The organism is Permianibacter fluminis (genome assembly GCF_013179735.1).
Lineage (GTDB): Bacteria > Pseudomonadota > Gammaproteobacteria > Enterobacterales > Permianibacteraceae > Permianibacter > Permianibacter fluminis.
In genome coordinates this window covers 325800-340948 of record NZ_JABMEG010000002.1, presented here as the reverse complement: position 1 = coordinate 340948, position 15149 = coordinate 325800, and the positions used below count along the sequence as shown (strand labels likewise).

Sequence of the window (15149 nt, the reverse complement as noted above, 5' to 3'; positions counted from 1 at the left end):
TTAATGAGGGCGTGGTCTCAGTCATTGTCATTCTCATCTAGTCCCGCACCAAGCTGCTTCTCCAGCCGCCGCAAGCGACGGGCGAGATCATCAAGCTGGTGAAACCGGGCGGCGCTCTTGCGCCAACTGCGGTTGTCCTGAAGTGTAGTCCCCGACGAATAGGCGCCGGGTTCAGTAATGGATTTATTGACCAGCGAACAAGCCGTCACATGGGCATTATCGCAAATTGTCAGGTGCCCGAGCACGCTTACCCGACCAGCGAGTGTGACCTGCTTGCCAATTACAGTACTTCCAGCAACGCCAGAACAGCCGGCAATCGCCGAATGAGCACCGATTTGCACGTTGTGGGCGATATGAATCAGATTGTCTAGCTTGACGCCATTGGCGATGACGGTGTCGCCCAGCGCGCCCCGGTCGATGGTGCAGTTGGCGCCGATCTCAACATCGTCGCCCAAGACAACGGTGCCGGTCTGCGGAATCTTGACCCACTGCCCCGCTTCCTGAGCATAGCCAAAACCATCAGACCCAATCACTGTTCCGCTGTGGACCGTGCAGCGCTCACCCAATCGGACACCGTGGTAAAGCACGACCCCGGGCCACAGCCGGCTGTTTGCGCCGAGCTGCACCTGCTCGCCGAGCACACAGTGGCTGCCGATGATGGCACCCGACGCCACAATGCAGCCACGCTCGATCACAGCACTCGGACCTACCGAGACATCGCTCGCGAGCTGAGCCTCCGGTGATATCACGGCGGTGGGATGAATCCCCGCCGCAGGTCGCGGCGTCGGATCAAGCAACTGGGCCACTTTGGCATAGGCCAGGTACGGCGAGGCAACCACCAAAGCTGCGACCGGGCAGCCAGCATGGTCAGCTTCTTTCAGCATCACCGCGCTGGCGCGGGTAACCGCCAGATGTTCACGGTATTCACTGCTGGTCAGAAAACTGATATCACCGATTCCTGCCGTGCGCAAATCAGCGACCCGGCGGATGTCGATGTCACCATCGCCAACCAGCCGGGCCTGTAGTTGCTGCGCAAGTTCCGCGAGCTTCATCGCCGATTATTTACCGGGCGTGCCCATGGCCTGAATGACCTTGGCGGTAATGTCGAATTGCGGCTGGACATAAGGCACTGCATCGCGCGTCAGCACCATTTGCACGCCTTCTTTGGCCGCAACCGCGCTGATGGCTTGACTGATTTTGCCCATCAGGACCCGCTGCTCTTCCGCACCGCGACGCTGGTAATCCTCTTTCAGCGCCTTATCTTTCAATTGCAGATCGCTACCCTTGGACTGCAACGACCGCTGCGCATCAACCTTCTGTTGCTCGGTCATGGTCGGTGCATCCTTCTGGGCCTTTTCGGCTTGGGCACGGATTTCGGTATCCATCTTCTTCAATGCATCCATGCGGTCTTTGAACTCCGCCTTCAGCTTCTCGCCAATGGCTTCACGCTGAGGCGACTTGGCCGCCACTTCCTGAATATCGACAACGGCAATTTTCAGCTCAGCGGATGCTTCGGCCATCGCCAGTGCCGGCACCAGAGCGAGCAATACAGCAAATTTTTTCATGTTGTTGTCCTCTAAACAAAGCCCAGATTAATTAGAAGGTGCGGCCGATGGTGAAGCCGAAATTCTCGGTGTTGTCGCCATCTTCCTTGCGCAAGGCACGCGAGAAATGGAAACCGATAGGTCCCATCGGCGACAGCCATTGCAAAGCCAAACCATACGACACCCGGAACTGACTCGAGTCACTGTAATCCGGAATGGCTTCGTAGTCATCCGTTTGCAGGAAGCTGTAGTGGGTACGGTCAAACTCGGTATCCCACAGATGGCCCGCATCGACAAACAGACTGGTACGGACTGAACGATTGCCGTCCGCAAACGGCGTCGGAAAGATCAGCTCCATGCCGGCAAGCGCACGAGCATTACCGCCAACGCCCCGGGTACCCACCTGGATCCGATCAAACTCTGGCGGCAACACAACAGGCACCCCTATGTCGCCCGGGTCAGTCCCCGGCGGCGTACCTGATGTCCGTGAAGTCCGAATGATTTCGCGCGGTCCGATGGTATTCCGCTCAAAACCACGCACGGTTCCCTGACCACCGGCATAGAAATTTTCAAAGTACGGCAGTTTGTAGTTCTCTACGCCATCGCCGTAACCATCGCCATAGGCCAAATTGCCGCGGACCAGAAAGCTCCATCCGTCGGTGATCTGAATGTAATGCTGCAGGTCATACTGCGCTTTGTAGAACTGGAAATCGGAGTTCGGCACCGAGGCCTCAACCGAAAAAGATTGCGAGGTGCCGCGATCCGGGAAAATACCCCGGTTCAAGGTGTTTCGTAACCAGCCAAGCTCAAGCGTCAAATACGAATAATCGAAATCCGGCTCAACCGAAATGTCCTGGTCGGCACGCTGGAAAAACTCCTGCAGCTGCAGCACAGAGGTGGCACCACCGGTCTGGAAGGTACTGTCCTGGAAACCGACACCGATGCTGAACCGTGATACCTCGCTGTACGGTATGCCCAGCGTCACTTTGGTGCCGACCGAATCAAGCGCCTGACCCACCAGGTTCAACTCGCCGTAATCGGTCTCCCGGAAATAGACACGGGTGCCGAGACTGACGCCATCAACCGTGAAATAGGGGTCGGTAAAGCTGACGTCGTAACTCTTGATGGCCTTGCTGTTGGAAAGGTTGAACGCAACCTTGTTACCGCTGCCCAGGAAGTTCTCGTGACTGATACCTGCGGTGAACTGCAGGCCATAAAAATCGCTGTAACCGAAACCGGCATTGAATGTCCCGGCATTGCGTTCTTTGACCTTGACATCAACATCGACCTGATCGTCCGTGCCCTCAACCTTGGGCGTCTCGATGGTCACTTCTTCGATAAACGGTTGCCGCTCCAGCAAGGTCTTGGAACGGTCAACGAGGTCGGTCGAAAACGGTCCGCTTTCCATCATCCGCATTTCGCGGCGCAGCACGTGGTCGTTGGTCGTTTCGTTGCCCGAGAAGCTGATCCGGCGAACGTAGGTACGCTTGCCCGGTTGAATCATCAGGGTAACATCGACTTCTTTGTTTTGATCATCTGGTGTGGGTGCCGTTGTCACGTTGGCAAAAGCATAGCCGTAGAGCCCGAGCAGCTTGCTGATATTGGTCTCGGCAAAGGTAAAGGCCGCCGCCGAATAGATATCGCCGCTCTTGGCCGGCAACATCTGACGCAGTTGCTCTTCCGTAACAATCAGATCACCAACAAACTTGATGTCTTTAATCTTGTACTGCTCACCTTCATTGATGTTGATGGTGATGTATATCTGCTGGCGGTCCGGCGAAATGGCCACTTGCGTCGAACTGACCTGGAACTTCAAATAGCCGCGATCCATATAATACGACCGCAGCTTCTCCAAATCGCCGGAGAGCTTTTCCTTGGCGTACTGATTGTCATCAGTGAAGAAACTGAACCAGCCACCAGTGGTCAATTCAAACTGTTTCAACAGTTCTTCGTCACTAAAGACCTGGTTGCCGACGATATTGATCGCGCCAATGACGGCCGCATCGCCCTCGACCACTTTGAAGCGGACATCGACCCGGTTGCGTGGCAACTTGACCACTTTGTGGGTAATGCGGACGCTGTATTTGCCGTGCGAAAAATACTGCTGTTCGAGTTCTTGGACAATTTGGGCAAGCATCGACGGGTTGAGCACTTCGCCCTTGGCGAAACCCATCGGCTTCAAGCCTTCCAGCAATTGCTCGGTTTTGATCTGCTTGTTGCCATCAAAAACGATGGTGGAAATGGTCGGCCGCTCCTCGATCACCACCACCAGCTTGTTGCCGTCACGCTCCAGCTTGACCGACTCGAACGAGCCTTGCTTGTACAGCGTCCGAATGATCTGCGGCACCCGGGTATCATCAATGGTTTCACCAACGCGCAGTGGCAAATAGGTAAAGAACGTGCCGAGCTCAACCCGCTGCAGGCCACGGACTTCGATGTCCTGCACGACAAAAGGCTCGATTGCCAGAACACGGGTGGCGCCGAGCGCCAGGAGAACAGCCAGGGACAAACGCTTGAACGGGATTTTCATGTTGTTCTATTTACACCAACAGCCAGCCCGTTACGGGCGGGCGAAATCGTTAAAGAGAGCGATGAGCATCAGGGCACCAACCAGTGCCACCCCGATACGCAGTCCCCATTCCTGCACGCGTTCCGACAACGGCCGGCCGCGTACTGCCTCCACCCCAAAATACAGCAGGTGGCCGCCATCCAACATTGGGATGGGCATGAGGTTGATGAGACCGAGATTTACGCTGATCAATCCCAGAAACCAAAAAAATCGATCGGGACCGGCCGCGGCAGTGGCACCCGCACCTTCGGCAATGGTGACCGGTCCGCTCAAAGACTTGAGCGACAGCTTGCCGGTAACCAGTTTGCTCAAGCCATCCAGAACCAGAGCGCTGGTATCCACCATCTTGTGCCAGCCGCCAACCAATGCATCCCATAGCCCGAGCTGCCGCAAAACTAACCAATCATCCGGAGTCGCGGGTCGGACCGAGCCGACACCGAGTCGACCACGGCCATTGTCATCGGCAATTGTGACGGCAATATCCAGCGGAGCATCAGCCCGAAGCAGCCGGAGTGTAACAGTTTTGCCTGCGGCGGCCGTTATCTTTTCAGTCAGCGCGGGAAAGCCGGAAACCGGCTCACCATCCCATAAACTGATGACATCGCCAACCTGGATTCCGGCCCGTTTTGCCGCGCCATTTTCATCCAGACTATTGATAATCGCCGGCCACGGTAACGACCGTCCACGCAAACCGACATGCCCGGCAATATCCGCTTCGTAACCTGATAAATCGAGCGCGCCCGCCGGCAGCCGATAACGGCCAATGGCTCCGTTGTCCCGGGCCTGCAATTCCACCGGCCGCTCGGACCCCACTCGCGCCACCAAGGCAAAGGTCAGCTCCTCCCAGGTTTGCACGGCCTCATCATCAACCGCGACAACCTCCATGCCAGCACGCAATCCTGCGGCGGCAGCGGCACTGTCCGCCGCAACATCGCCAAGCACCGGTTTCAGATCCCGGATGCCGACCATATACATGGCCGCGAACGCGATGATGGCAAACAGGAAATTGGCCACCGGGCCGGCCAACGCCACCGCGATGCGAGTCCAGACCGACTGCCGGTTGAACGCCTGCGGCAACTGCTCGGTCGGCACGTCCGCTTCCCGCTCATCGAGCATCTTGACGTAGCCGCCGAGCGGAATGGCAGCAATGCGGTATTCCACCCCATCCGCCGCCCGTCGCGACCATAGCGCGCTGCCAAAACCGATCGAAAACGTCAGTACCCGGACACCGAGCCGACGGGCGACCCAGAAATGGCCGAACTCGTGCACCGTGACCAGCACGCCGATGGTGATGAACAAAAACAGGATATTCCAGAGCCAAGCGATCATGCGGCCCGCGCTCCCAACAGTTCAGTTGCGTGGCGACGGGCTTCGGCATCAATCGCCAGCAGTTCGGCCAGCGAGCCGGCAGCAGGTGCCGCGCAGCGTTGCAAGGTTTCCGCGATGACGGCGGCAATGCGGGGATAAGGCAAATGCGAGTCGAGGAAAGCCGCAACGGCCACTTCATTGGCTGCGTTCAACACAGCCGGTGCGCTGCCGCCCGCCTGCAGGGCCTGATACGCCAAACTCAAACAAGGGAAGCGTTGCAGATCAACCGGCAAAAATTCCAGCTTGCCGATCAGCGCCAGATCCAGCGGCGCAACGCCAGCCGCAATGCGATCCGGCCAGGCCAGCGCATGGGCAATCGGAGTCCGCATGTCAGGGTTGCCGAGCTGCGCCAGCACCGAGCCATCGACATAGCGCACCAAACTGTGCACGACACTTTGCGGATGTACGACCACATCCACTTGCTCGCGCCGGGCATTGAACAAATAACAGGCCTCGATCACTTCCAGCCCTTTGTTCATCAAAGTGGCGGAATCTACCGAAATTTTGCGGCCCATATTCCAGGTCGGATGCGCGCACGCCTGATCAGGTGTCACCCGCTCGAGCTCGCGCAGTTCACGCCGCAGAAACGGACCACCCGAGGCGGTCAGCAGAATTTTTTCGACGCCATTGGCAAGCAGGTCGCGCTCCGCCACCGTCGCTGGCAGACACTGAAAAATCGCGTTGTGTTCGCTGTCGATCGGCAGCAGCGTCGCGCCGTTATCACGCACCGCTTGCATGAAGAGCGGGCCAGACATCACCAGCGCTTCTTTGTTGGCGAGCAGGATGCGTTTGCCTGCCTGGGCGGCAGCCAAGGTCGGCAGCAAACCGGCCGCGCCGACAATCGCCGCCATCACGACATCGACTTCGGCCAGAGCGGCAACTTCAGCCAGCGCGCGCTCACCCGCCAACACTTCAGTGGCAAGGCCAGCGGCCTTCACTTTATCGCGTAAAGCAGCGGCAGCCACTTCGTCGACCAGCACCGCGTAGCGCGGCCGGAACTGCTGAATTTGCTCAAACAAGCGTTCTGTACTGCGCTTGGCCGCCAGCGCAACAACCGAAAACCGATCCGGATGGCGGGCAACAACATCCAGCGTCGATACGCCGATCGACCCGGTGCTGCCCAGTACGACCAGCCGTTGCATCAGTGCAGCTCCAACAGCAGCGCGCCGAGTGCAAATACCGGTGCGGCGGCCATCAAACTGTCAATGCGATCCAGCATGCCACCATGACCGGGGAAAATCGTGCCGCTATCCTTGATGCCAGCCTCGCGTTTGCACAGGCTCTCAATCAAATCGCCAACGACCGACGCGATAATGGTGACGAGCATCAGCGCTCGAAACCCCCAAACCGAATTGCTCGACAAGTCAAACAGCTGCGCGGCGAAATGGCCTATCACCAACGCCAGCACCAAGCCCCCCCAGAAACCTTGCCAGGTTTTGCCGGGACTGACAGCGGGCGCCAGCTTGTGTTTGCCAAACATTTTACCGGTGATATAGGCGCCAACATCAGCAGCCCAAACCAGCAGCAACACATAGAAAATCACCAGCGCCCCTTTGGGCAAACCAAACAGCGCACCACCGCCTTGCATCAAACCGATTTTGCGCAGCGACACCAGCGCAACCCAGGTTGCCAGCAGCAGCAATACACCCAATCCTTGCCGCACGCCCGATGCAGTACGCCACCAGCCGGTGCGCTGCGGGTAGAACCAGAGCAGCACCGGACTGAACAGCCAGAACAATACCGCCAGCGCGAGCACCAGTAACGGCAAGTTGTCGCCGGACCACAACCATTCCGGCCAGCTGAGGCTGGGCCAAAACGCAAACGGCGGCGACAGCTGCCAGAGCAGCACGGCGGCGCCGAAATAACTCAGCATTGCGGTCAACTGAGCGGACCTTTCCGAACTGGTGAAACGGCCCCATTCGCGAGCACCGAGCACCAGGATGCAGGCCACCGCCATGGCAAACAGTTCAAGCGGCAGAAAAAACACCAGCACCAGCACCAGCGGCAACAGCAGCAATGCGGTGATTACACGTTGCCAAAGCATCAGTTGGTCTCCGCCACTTGTTCGCCGGTTTTGCCAAACCGGCGTTGACGCTGGCCATAGTCGGCGATCGCTGCATCCAATTCAGCAGCGCTGAAATCGGGCCACAGCACGGAAGAAAAAAAGAGTTCGGCATAGGCCGCCTGCCAGAGCAGGAAATTGCTGATGCGGATTTCGCCGCCAGTGCGAATCAGCAAATCGAGTGGCGGCTGATCGGCCAGCGCCAGATGCGGCGTTACATCCGCTTCCTGCAACGCACTGGAATCGCCAGCGGCACGCTTGCCGGCGAGCGCGAGATTGCTGGCATTGATGATGTCCCAGCGGCCGCCATAATTGGCCGCAATATTCAGGGTCAGCGCAGTATTGCCGGCCGTTAGCGCTTCGGCCTCAGCCATCCGGTTTTGCAGCTTTTCGGCAAAGCGACTGCGATCACCGATTACCCGCAAACGCACACCGTTCTTGTGCAGCGATTTGGCTTCACGCTCCAGCCCGGTCACGAACAAATCCATCAGATAGCTGACTTCTTCGAACGGACGTTGCCAGTTTTCTGATGAAAACGCGAACAGCGTGAGCGACTTTACGCCACGCTGACCAGCGGCCTCGGTGATGTCGCGCGCCCGCTCCATGCCGACCTTGTGGCCGGCAACACGGGGCAGGCTGCGCTGCTTGGCCCAGCGACCGTTGCCATCCATGATGATGGCAACGTGCTGCGGCACCAGACTGGCGGGTGCTGAAGAAGACAAGGACAACGCCTCCGGAGTAACTGCTGCAGGTGGTCGCCGAAGCGATTACACCGACATCAGTTCCTTCTCTTTGTCGGCGAGCAGCTTGTCGATCTCCGCGATTTTGCCATCGGTGAGTTTCTGGACATCATCCTGGGCCCGACGCTCTTCGTCTTCGGTGACCAGTTTGTCCTTGAGCAGTTTTTTCAACGCTTCGTTGGCATCACGGCGAACATTGCGCACGGCAACCTTGGCTTGCTCGCCTTCGCCCTTGACCACTTTCGCCAATTCCTTGCGGCGCTCTTCGGTCAACGGCGGCAACGGCACCCGGATGTTCTGGCCGGCGCTTTGCGGATTCAGACCCAGATTGGATTCATGAATGGCTTTTTCGACCGGGGCAATCGCGCCCTTGTCGTAAACCTGAATCACCAGCGTGCGCGAATCCTGCACGTTGACGTTACCGACTTGCTGCAACGGCACCATGCTGCCGTAATAATTGACCTGGATATGTTCCAGCAGCGACGGATGCGCCCGGCCGGTGCGGATCTTGGCCAGATTGCCCTTCAATGACTCGACGGACTTGGCCATGCGCGTTTGCGCATCGGTTTTGGTATTGGCAATGGTCATGGTCGTCTCCATGGTTTCTGTTTTTCGCCAGCCTGTTGCCAGACCGGCGGCGCGGCAGGAAGTGCCCCACAAGCGCAATTTTTTATTCGGTGTCGCAACACCGATACGGCGGAATCACTTTTACCGCGGACCTGCGCATTCGTTGGCCCGGTCGGCTAAAACTGCCTGCTGAGGCTCACCAGCGGCGAACGGTCAGCCGCGTGTTATTTCTCAATCAAGGTGCCTTCATCGGCACCTTTCAGTACCGCGGCCAGCGCGCCGGGCTTGTTCATGTTGAACACGCGAATTTTTTTGGTGTGATCACGGGCCAGGCAGAACGCGGTCAGATCCATCACGCCGAGCTCGCGCTCCAGCGCTTCGGTGTAAGACAAACGCGAATAGCGGACCGCTTCCGGAAACTTCATCGGATCGGCCGAATAGACGCCATCGACCTTGGTCGCTTTCAGGATCAGATCGGCCTCGATCTCGATGCCGCGCAAGACCGCTGCAGTGTCGGTGGTAAAAAACGGATTGCCGGTACCGGCACAGAAAATCACCACATTGCCCGCTTCCATGAAGCGAATGGCAAAGCGGCGATCGTAATCTTCGCAAACACCGGCCAGCGCGACTGCGCTCATGACCCGGGTCGGCTGTTTGATGCGCTCCAGCGCATCCTGCATCGCCAGCGAGTTCATCACCGTGGCCAGCATGCCCATATGGTCGCCGGCGACGCGGTTCATGCCAGCGCGTGCCAGCCGTTCGCCGCGGAACAAGTTGCCACCGCCAACGACGATACCGACCTGGGCGCCCATCTGCCGAACTGACTTCACTTCCGCGGCCATCCGATCCAGCACCAGCGGATCGATACCAAACGATTCATTGCCCATCAGGGCTTCACCTGACAGCTTCAGCAGGATGCGTTTGTACGGGAGCTCGGTCGATTCGGACATGGTCATCCTTTTTTTCGGGTCGGTTCGGTCAGCAACAAGCCGGCATTATCGAGCCTCCGGCCTGCAATCAATTCAGCATCCACCGGGGTACGAGACTTTCCAAACCCCGATTACGCCAACCCCTCTCGGATTGGGAGAGGGGTTGGTTGTTTGCGCCCGGATTCTGCCACAAATCCGGGCTTTTGCCTGCCCCGGACTGCAGGCAAAACGCCAGTCCGGCAGCAACGGTAACCGCAGCCTTAGGCTTTGGTACCAATAGCGGCGGCTTTCATGGCTTCGACTTCGGCAGCGAAGTTATCTTCGGCCTTCTCGATGCCTTCGCCGACTTCCCAGCGGAAGAAGCCGGTCGCCGTGGCGCCTTTGCCCTTCAGCAGGTTGCCGACGGTGGTGTTCGGGTCCATCACAAACGCTTGGCCAACCAGGCTGTTTTCGCTCAGGAACTTGTTGACGCGACCTTCCACCATCTTCTCGACGATGTTGGCCGGCTTGCCCGATTCGGCTGCCTGGGCAGTGGCGATTTCGCGCTCTTTGGCCACGTCAGCGGCCGGCATTTGTTCCGGGTTGACGACCAGCGGTTTGGCGGCGGCGATGTGCATGGCAACTTGCTTGGCCAGCTCTTCGTCACCACCTTGCAGGGCAACAGCAACGCCGATACGGCCGCCGTGGCTGTAGGTCGCCAGATTGGCGCCGGCCAGCCGGGTCAGACGACGCACGGTCATGTTTTCGCCGATCTTGGCGACCAGGTTGGCGCGGGTCATTTCGACGCTTTCGCCCGATGCCAGCTTGACCTCGCCGAGCGCTGCGACATCGGTCACTTTGCTGCTCAGCGCGACATCGGCAACGGCATTGGCGAACGCGACAAAGCTGGCGTCCTTGGCCACGAAATCGGTTTCGCAGTTGATTTCGACCAGCACGGCTTCGCCGGCGCCAACGCGACCGACCACGACGCCTTCAGCGGCGATACGGCCGGCTTTCTTGGCGGCTTTGACGGCACCCGACTTGCGCATGTTGTCGATGGCCAGCTCGATATCGCCATTGGCTTCTTGCAGTGCTTTCTTGCACTCCATCATGCCGGCAGCGGTGCGCTCACGCAGTTCTTTGACCAGGGAAGCAGTGATTTCCATGGGAGAATCCTCTTGCAGAAGACTGGCCATCACGAGCCAGTCAGGTCGAACACATTCATCGTTTGCCTGTTGCTGCCAGCGCAATCAGTTGCCCAGAATGCTCTGGACAGAATCGCTTGAACGGCAACAGGCGAACAGAAACAAGTTTCAAAAAAGGGGGCCGCAGCCCCCTTTTTCTTGAGTCCAGCCAAAGGGCAATTACGCCTCTTCGTCGGCCTCGGTCGCAGCAACCGGCGCTTCTTCGACAAACTCATCAGCAACGGCGTCGTCAGCGTGCGGAGCACTTTGACGGCCTTCGATGACGGCGTCAGCAACGCTGTGCAGGTACAGTTCGATGGCGCGAATGGCGTCGTCGTTACCCGGAATGACGTAATCCACGCCGTCCGGATTCGAGTTGGTATCCACCACGGCAACCACCGGGATACCCAGCTTGCGGGCTTCCGAGATGGCGATGTTTTCATGATCGGTGTCGATCACGAACAACACATCCGGCAGGCCGCCCATGTCCTTGATACCGCCCAGCGAGCTTTCCAGCTTTTCCAGTTCACGTTGACGCATCAACGCTTCTTTCTTGGTCAGCTTGTTGAACGTGCCGTCAGCAGCCATCGCTTCGAGGTCTTTCAGACGCTTGATCGATTGGCGTACGGTTTTGTAGTTGGTCAGCATGCCGCCGAGCCAGCGGTTGTTGACGTAGTACTGACCGCAACGCTTGGCTTCCAGGGCAACAACGTCAGCTGCTGCGCGCTTGGTACCAACAAACAGGATCTTGCCGCGCTTGGCCGCAATGCCGCCCAGGAAATTGAGCGCATCTTGGAACATAGGCAGGGTGTGTTCGAGGTTGACGATATGAATTTTGTTACGCGAACCGAAAATGTACTGTTTCATTTTCGGGTTCCAGAACCGGGTGCGGTGACCGAAGTGCACGCCAGCCTGGATCATGTCACGCATAGTGACGCGAGCCATAGTAGACCTCATTGAGAGTCGGGTTGGGCCTCCGCGCTCCTTTCTGGCCGCCTGCAAGCAGGACCCGGGTCAGAAATTGGTGGAGTCGCGTGTGGGGTATACCGCGTCATGGAGCTCGGCCGCTCTTGCAGAGCAACCGGGGTCCCAGCGCGGGGTGCGCTTTATACCACAACCAGCCCTGCCGTCTCAACGCCAACCTCGCCTTGCCAGCCATTTCCCCGGAGCGTTGCCGGCCAGCGCTTGACCGGCTCCGGCCACGCTGAAACACTGCGACCCCGATAACAAGGACGACAGGCTCATAAAGAGGAATGGCTTCCGCACTCAACAAATGGACCGCCCTGCGCCACGAGCTTGGCACCGGCGTCGCCCTGCTCTACCTGTTCCAGAAGCTCTGGAAGCGCCTCGGCGGCAAGCTGGTCGCCTACCGATTTGCCTACCAACCGATTCCGGCCACGCGCTCGGTCGCCCCGGCGGTTGGGGTCGAGTTCCGCTGGCTGACCGCCTTCGAACCCGCGCTGATGGTCGAAGACCGCAAGGAGGCCATCGTCCGGGCCCGGTTCGACCGCGGAGATCGCTGTCTGGCCGCGTTCAAGGCCGGCGAGCTGGCGGCCTTCCTGTGGCTAGCAAACACTCACTACCCGGAAGATGACGCCCGCTGTGACTACCGGCTCGGCCCCCACGAGCTCGTCTGGGACTACGACGTCTATGTTGCGCCCAAATACCGGGTCACCCGGCTGTTCGCCCAGCTCTGGGATGAGGCCAACGAAGCGCTTTATCGCGATGGCGCCCGCTGGTCGGTCAGCCGCATCAGCGCCTTCAATGCCCCCAGCCTGCGCTCGCATCAGAAACGCGGCGCCCGGCTAACCGGCTCGGCCTTCTTTATAATGCGGGGCCGACTGCAACTGCTGCTGGCCAGTCAGCGGCCGCGGTTGCACCTGTCGCTGACCGGCCGACCGGAGTTCCGGTTTGAGTTGCCGCAGGACTGAGCGGCACAGGACTTTATCGGTAGGAGCGGCCTTGGCCGCGATTCTCGCCACCAATTCGGTGGCCAAACAATCGCGGCCAAGGCCGCTCCTACAATACATTTTTACTGGCTTAGCGAGTAACGAGACCACCAATGACCGTCACCATCAAGACCCCTGCCGAACAAGAAAAAATGCGTGTCGCCGGCCGTTTGGCCGCTGAAGTGCTCGAGATGATCGAGCCGCACGTCAAGAAAGGGGTCAGTACCGACCAGCTGAACCAGATCTGCCACGACTACATCGTCAATGTGCAAAAAGCCATTCCGGCGCCGCTGAACTACAACGGCTTTCCGAAATCGATTTGCACTTCAGTCAATCACGTGGTCTGCCACGGCATTCCGAACGAGCGTGAACTGAAAGACGGCGACATCGTCAACATCGACATCACCGTGATCAAGGATGGCTACCACGGCGACACCAGCAAGATGTTCGTGGTCGGCAAACCCACCATTCAGGCCGAGCGGCTGATTCGCGTTACGCAAGAATGCCTGTACAGGGCCATCGCCATCGTCAAACCGGGCGTCAAACTCGGCGATATCGGTTCGGTGATTCAGCAGCACGCGGAAAACGCTGGCTATTCGGTCGTTCAGGAATACTGCGGCCACGGCATCGGCGCCATCTTCCACGAAGATCCGCAGATTCTGCACTACGGCCGCGCCGGCACCGGCATGGAGCTGAAAGAAGGCATGTGCTTCACCATCGAGCCGATGATCAACGCCGGCAAACGGCATGTGTCGCTGATGCGCGATGGCTGGACCGCCGTAACCAAAGACCGGTCCTTGTCAGCACAGTGGGAACATACGATTTTGATTACAGCTTCCGGTTGTGAAGTGCTGACGAAGCGAAAGGAAGAGAGCTTCTGATTATTTGCTCCCCCCCTGTGAAGGAGGGGAGTCAGGAATTCATGTTCGTCACAATTGACGAACTTGCCACCTGAACGGCGCCAACTCAGTTGACGACTGGACGGGTTGGGGTGGTGGCATTGCCGCTCCACCCTTCTCGCTTACATCAACAGCGCAGCAGCCGATTGGCATTCCCCTGTTGCCGCAATGCCTACAATCAATTTACGTCCTTATAGATAATTTGGCCTAAATATTCAAAGCCCTCTATCGCCGAACGATCACCAAACCGACTTGTAACTACAGTCGCACCGTCGGAAATAGGAACCACCATTAGATGGTCGGAATCTATATTCAGCTTTACCCCGAAAGGATCGCCTCCGATTGAAGCAAGCTTAATGTCTGTAATCGACTTGCCGATTAAATGAATGAATCGACTGTCATCGCTGAAATCAAAATTCTGCAGCTGAAAAGTACCGCCTAAGCTCAACTTCATCCAACCATTTAGCCATGAGTCCATCTGTTCGGAAGGGAGAAAATCGGTCAGCACGACACAATTGATCTCGGGCGTCCAATTATCATCCCGTGAAATTGAGATAGTAACCAATATGTTTTTCTGATCGCTAAACTCAAGCCCAAGTGACATATCGACGTCCTTGTTCAGCACCTCCCCTTCTGGCGGCCACACAACCAAAAAGATCCTACTAATAGCTCTGCCAATGAGGGCGCGAAATTGAATCAAACCCATCTCACAAATCACACAGGCACCCCACTGTGAAACCGGTACTGCTCATCCGGCAGCAGAATCAACTCCGATTCCCACACACCAAATTCACGCACCCGCTCAGTGATATCCCCTTCTGCGTAGAGCTTCGCCAAGCCCAGATAATTGCGGAAATGCCGCGACTCCGAACGGAGCAAAAAGCGATAGTAGGTCGCCAGCTCCTCATCGCGCACAACCTCGGCCAGTGCGGCAAAGCGTTCGCAGGAGCGCGCTTCGATATAGGCGCCTGCAATCAGCACATCGATCAAAAACTCCTGATCCGGTTTCCGGGTGTGGCTGCGCAAACCGATGGCATAGCGTGCCGGCGACAGGGCCGTGAATGGCACGTTGCGCGCCTGCATCAAGTCCATGACCTGCTCAAAGTGCCGCAGCTCTTCCCGGGCCAGTCGCGATAGCTGATGCTGCAGTTCATGCCGTTCGGGAAAACGGTGCATCAGGCTCATGGCTGTCGAGGCGGCTTTTTTCTCGCAATGGGCGTGGTCGATCAGCAGCGTCGGCAACTCGTCATTGGCGCGGGCCAACCAGCCAGCAGGGGTTTCGCAGTGCAAAAAGGCACGGACGTCAGCAAGACTCATCAAACCGCTCGCAAAAAAGAGATAAGAAAATTGGCGCGAATT

At 58.1% G+C, this 15149-nt stretch carries 15 protein-coding genes; 2 read left to right on the top strand and 13 right to left on the bottom strand.

From position 1 onward, the window contains the following. Positions 1-17: 17 nt before the first annotated feature. From lpxD to rpsB, 11 genes are all read right to left on the bottom strand, one after another. A complete protein-coding gene (gene lpxD / locus HPT27_RS16815) occupies positions 18-1052 on the bottom strand; it encodes a UDP-3-O-(3-hydroxymyristoyl)glucosamine N-acyltransferase (protein WP_172245937.1) in 1035 nt (344 codons plus the stop codon). A 6-nt stretch (positions 1053-1058) separates the two neighbouring features. Beyond that, a complete protein-coding gene (locus HPT27_RS16810) occupies positions 1059-1565 on the bottom strand; it encodes an OmpH family outer membrane protein (RefSeq protein WP_172245935.1) in 507 nt (168 codons plus the stop codon). A gap of 31 nt (positions 1566-1596) precedes the next feature. After that, entirely contained in the window at positions 1597-4074 is a 2478-nt protein-coding gene (gene bamA / locus HPT27_RS16805) for an outer membrane protein assembly factor BamA (protein WP_172245933.1), read from the bottom strand. Positions 4075-4104: 30 nt separating this feature from the next. Continuing rightward, positions 4105-5442, bottom strand: a complete 1338-nt coding sequence (gene rseP / locus HPT27_RS16800) for an RIP metalloprotease RseP (RefSeq protein ID WP_172245931.1) — start codon at positions 5440-5442, stop codon at positions 4105-4107. Continuing rightward, on the bottom strand, positions 5439-6623 hold the full coding sequence (ispC, locus tag HPT27_RS16795) for a 1-deoxy-D-xylulose-5-phosphate reductoisomerase (protein ID WP_172245929.1): 1185 nt from the start codon (positions 6621-6623) through the stop codon (positions 5439-5441). Before ispC ends, rseP begins: the two co-directional genes overlap by 4 nt. After that, positions 6623-7525 carry a phosphatidate cytidylyltransferase gene (locus HPT27_RS16790; RefSeq protein WP_172245927.1) on the bottom strand — a complete coding sequence of 301 codons (903 nt, stop codon included), beginning with the start codon at positions 7523-7525 and terminating at the stop codon, positions 6623-6625. Before HPT27_RS16790 ends, ispC begins: the two co-directional genes overlap by 1 nt. Next, a complete protein-coding gene (uppS, locus tag HPT27_RS16785; protein ID WP_211198086.1) occupies positions 7525-8265 on the bottom strand; it encodes a polyprenyl diphosphate synthase in 741 nt (246 codons plus the stop codon). Before uppS ends, HPT27_RS16790 begins: the two co-directional genes overlap by 1 nt. A 45-nt stretch (positions 8266-8310) precedes the next feature. After that, complete coding sequence (gene frr / locus HPT27_RS16780) at positions 8311-8871, bottom strand: ribosome recycling factor (protein WP_172245925.1); 561 nt, start codon at positions 8869-8871, stop codon at positions 8311-8313. A 203-nt stretch (positions 8872-9074) separates the two neighbouring features. Beyond that, positions 9075-9806, bottom strand: coding sequence for a UMP kinase (gene pyrH / locus HPT27_RS16775; RefSeq protein ID WP_211198085.1), 732 nt, complete (start codon positions 9804-9806; stop codon positions 9075-9077). Positions 9807-10039: 233 nt separating this feature from the next. Beyond that, positions 10040-10924 (bottom strand): translation elongation factor Ts, encoded by an 885-nt coding sequence (gene tsf, locus HPT27_RS16770; RefSeq protein ID WP_172245921.1) that lies wholly within the window; start codon positions 10922-10924, stop codon positions 10040-10042. A gap of 198 nt (positions 10925-11122) precedes the next feature. Beyond that, positions 11123-11887, bottom strand: a complete 765-nt coding sequence (gene rpsB, locus HPT27_RS16765; RefSeq protein WP_172245919.1) for a 30S ribosomal protein S2 — start codon at positions 11885-11887, stop codon at positions 11123-11125. A gap of 308 nt (positions 11888-12195) precedes the next feature. On the opposite strand from rpsB, the gene HPT27_RS16760 reads away from it, so the two are divergent. Then, on the top strand, positions 12196-12873 hold the full coding sequence (locus HPT27_RS16760) for a GNAT family N-acetyltransferase (RefSeq protein WP_172245917.1): 678 nt from the start codon (positions 12196-12198) through the stop codon (positions 12871-12873). 131 nt (positions 12874-13004) lie between these two features. Beyond that, complete coding sequence (gene map, locus HPT27_RS16755) at positions 13005-13772, top strand: type I methionyl aminopeptidase (protein ID WP_172245915.1); 768 nt, start codon at positions 13005-13007, stop codon at positions 13770-13772. 196 nt (positions 13773-13968) lie between these two features. Here map and HPT27_RS16750 read toward each other — a convergent pair whose 3' ends face one another. Further along, positions 13969-14496: a hypothetical protein gene (locus HPT27_RS16750; RefSeq protein ID WP_172245913.1), complete on the bottom strand. Its 528-nt coding sequence runs from the start codon at positions 14494-14496 to the stop codon at positions 13969-13971. 8 nt (positions 14497-14504) lie between these two features. Next, the gene (gene miaE / locus HPT27_RS16745) at positions 14505-15107 is read right to left on the bottom strand and encodes a tRNA-(ms[2]io[6]A)-hydroxylase (RefSeq protein WP_172245911.1); all 603 of its coding nucleotides are present in this window, start codon (positions 15105-15107) and stop codon (positions 14505-14507) included. Positions 15108-15149: the final 42 nt, after the last annotated feature.

Excerpts from the sequence above, each read along its gene's own strand:
- lpxD (WP_172245937.1), bottom strand. The coding sequence starts at position 1,052 with ATGAAGCTCGCGGAACTTGCGCAGCAACTACAGGCCCGGCTGGTTGGC.
- HPT27_RS16810 (WP_172245935.1), bottom strand. The coding sequence starts at position 1,565 with ATGAAAAAATTTGCTGTATTGCTCGCTCTGGTGCCGGCACTGGCGATG.
- bamA (WP_172245933.1), bottom strand. The coding sequence starts at position 4,074 with ATGAAAATCCCGTTCAAGCGTTTGTCCCTGGCTGTTCTCCTGGCGCTC.
- rseP (WP_172245931.1), bottom strand. The coding sequence starts at position 5,442 with ATGATCGCTTGGCTCTGGAATATCCTGTTTTTGTTCATCACCATCGGC.
- ispC (WP_172245929.1), bottom strand. The coding sequence starts at position 6,623 with ATGCAACGGCTGGTCGTACTGGGCAGCACCGGGTCGATCGGCGTATCG.
- HPT27_RS16790 (WP_172245927.1), bottom strand. The coding sequence starts at position 7,525 with ATGCTTTGGCAACGTGTAATCACCGCATTGCTGCTGTTGCCGCTGGTG.
- frr (WP_172245925.1), bottom strand. The coding sequence starts at position 8,871 with ATGACCATTGCCAATACCAAAACCGATGCGCAAACGCGCATGGCCAAG.
- pyrH (WP_211198085.1), bottom strand. The coding sequence starts at position 9,806 with ATGACCATGTCCGAATCGACCGAGCTCCCGTACAAACGCATCCTGCTG.
- tsf (WP_172245921.1), bottom strand. The coding sequence starts at position 10,924 with ATGGAAATCACTGCTTCCCTGGTCAAAGAACTGCGTGAGCGCACCGCT.
- rpsB (WP_172245919.1), bottom strand. The coding sequence starts at position 11,887 with ATGGCTCGCGTCACTATGCGTGACATGATCCAGGCTGGCGTGCACTTC.
- HPT27_RS16760 (WP_172245917.1), top strand. The coding sequence starts at position 12,196 with ATGGCTTCCGCACTCAACAAATGGACCGCCCTGCGCCACGAGCTTGGC.
- map (WP_172245915.1), top strand. The coding sequence starts at position 13,005 with ATGACCGTCACCATCAAGACCCCTGCCGAACAAGAAAAAATGCGTGTC.
- HPT27_RS16750 (WP_172245913.1), bottom strand. The coding sequence starts at position 14,496 with ATGGGTTTGATTCAATTTCGCGCCCTCATTGGCAGAGCTATTAGTAGG.
- miaE (WP_172245911.1), bottom strand. The coding sequence starts at position 15,107 with ATGAGTCTTGCTGACGTCCGTGCCTTTTTGCACTGCGAAACCCCTGCT.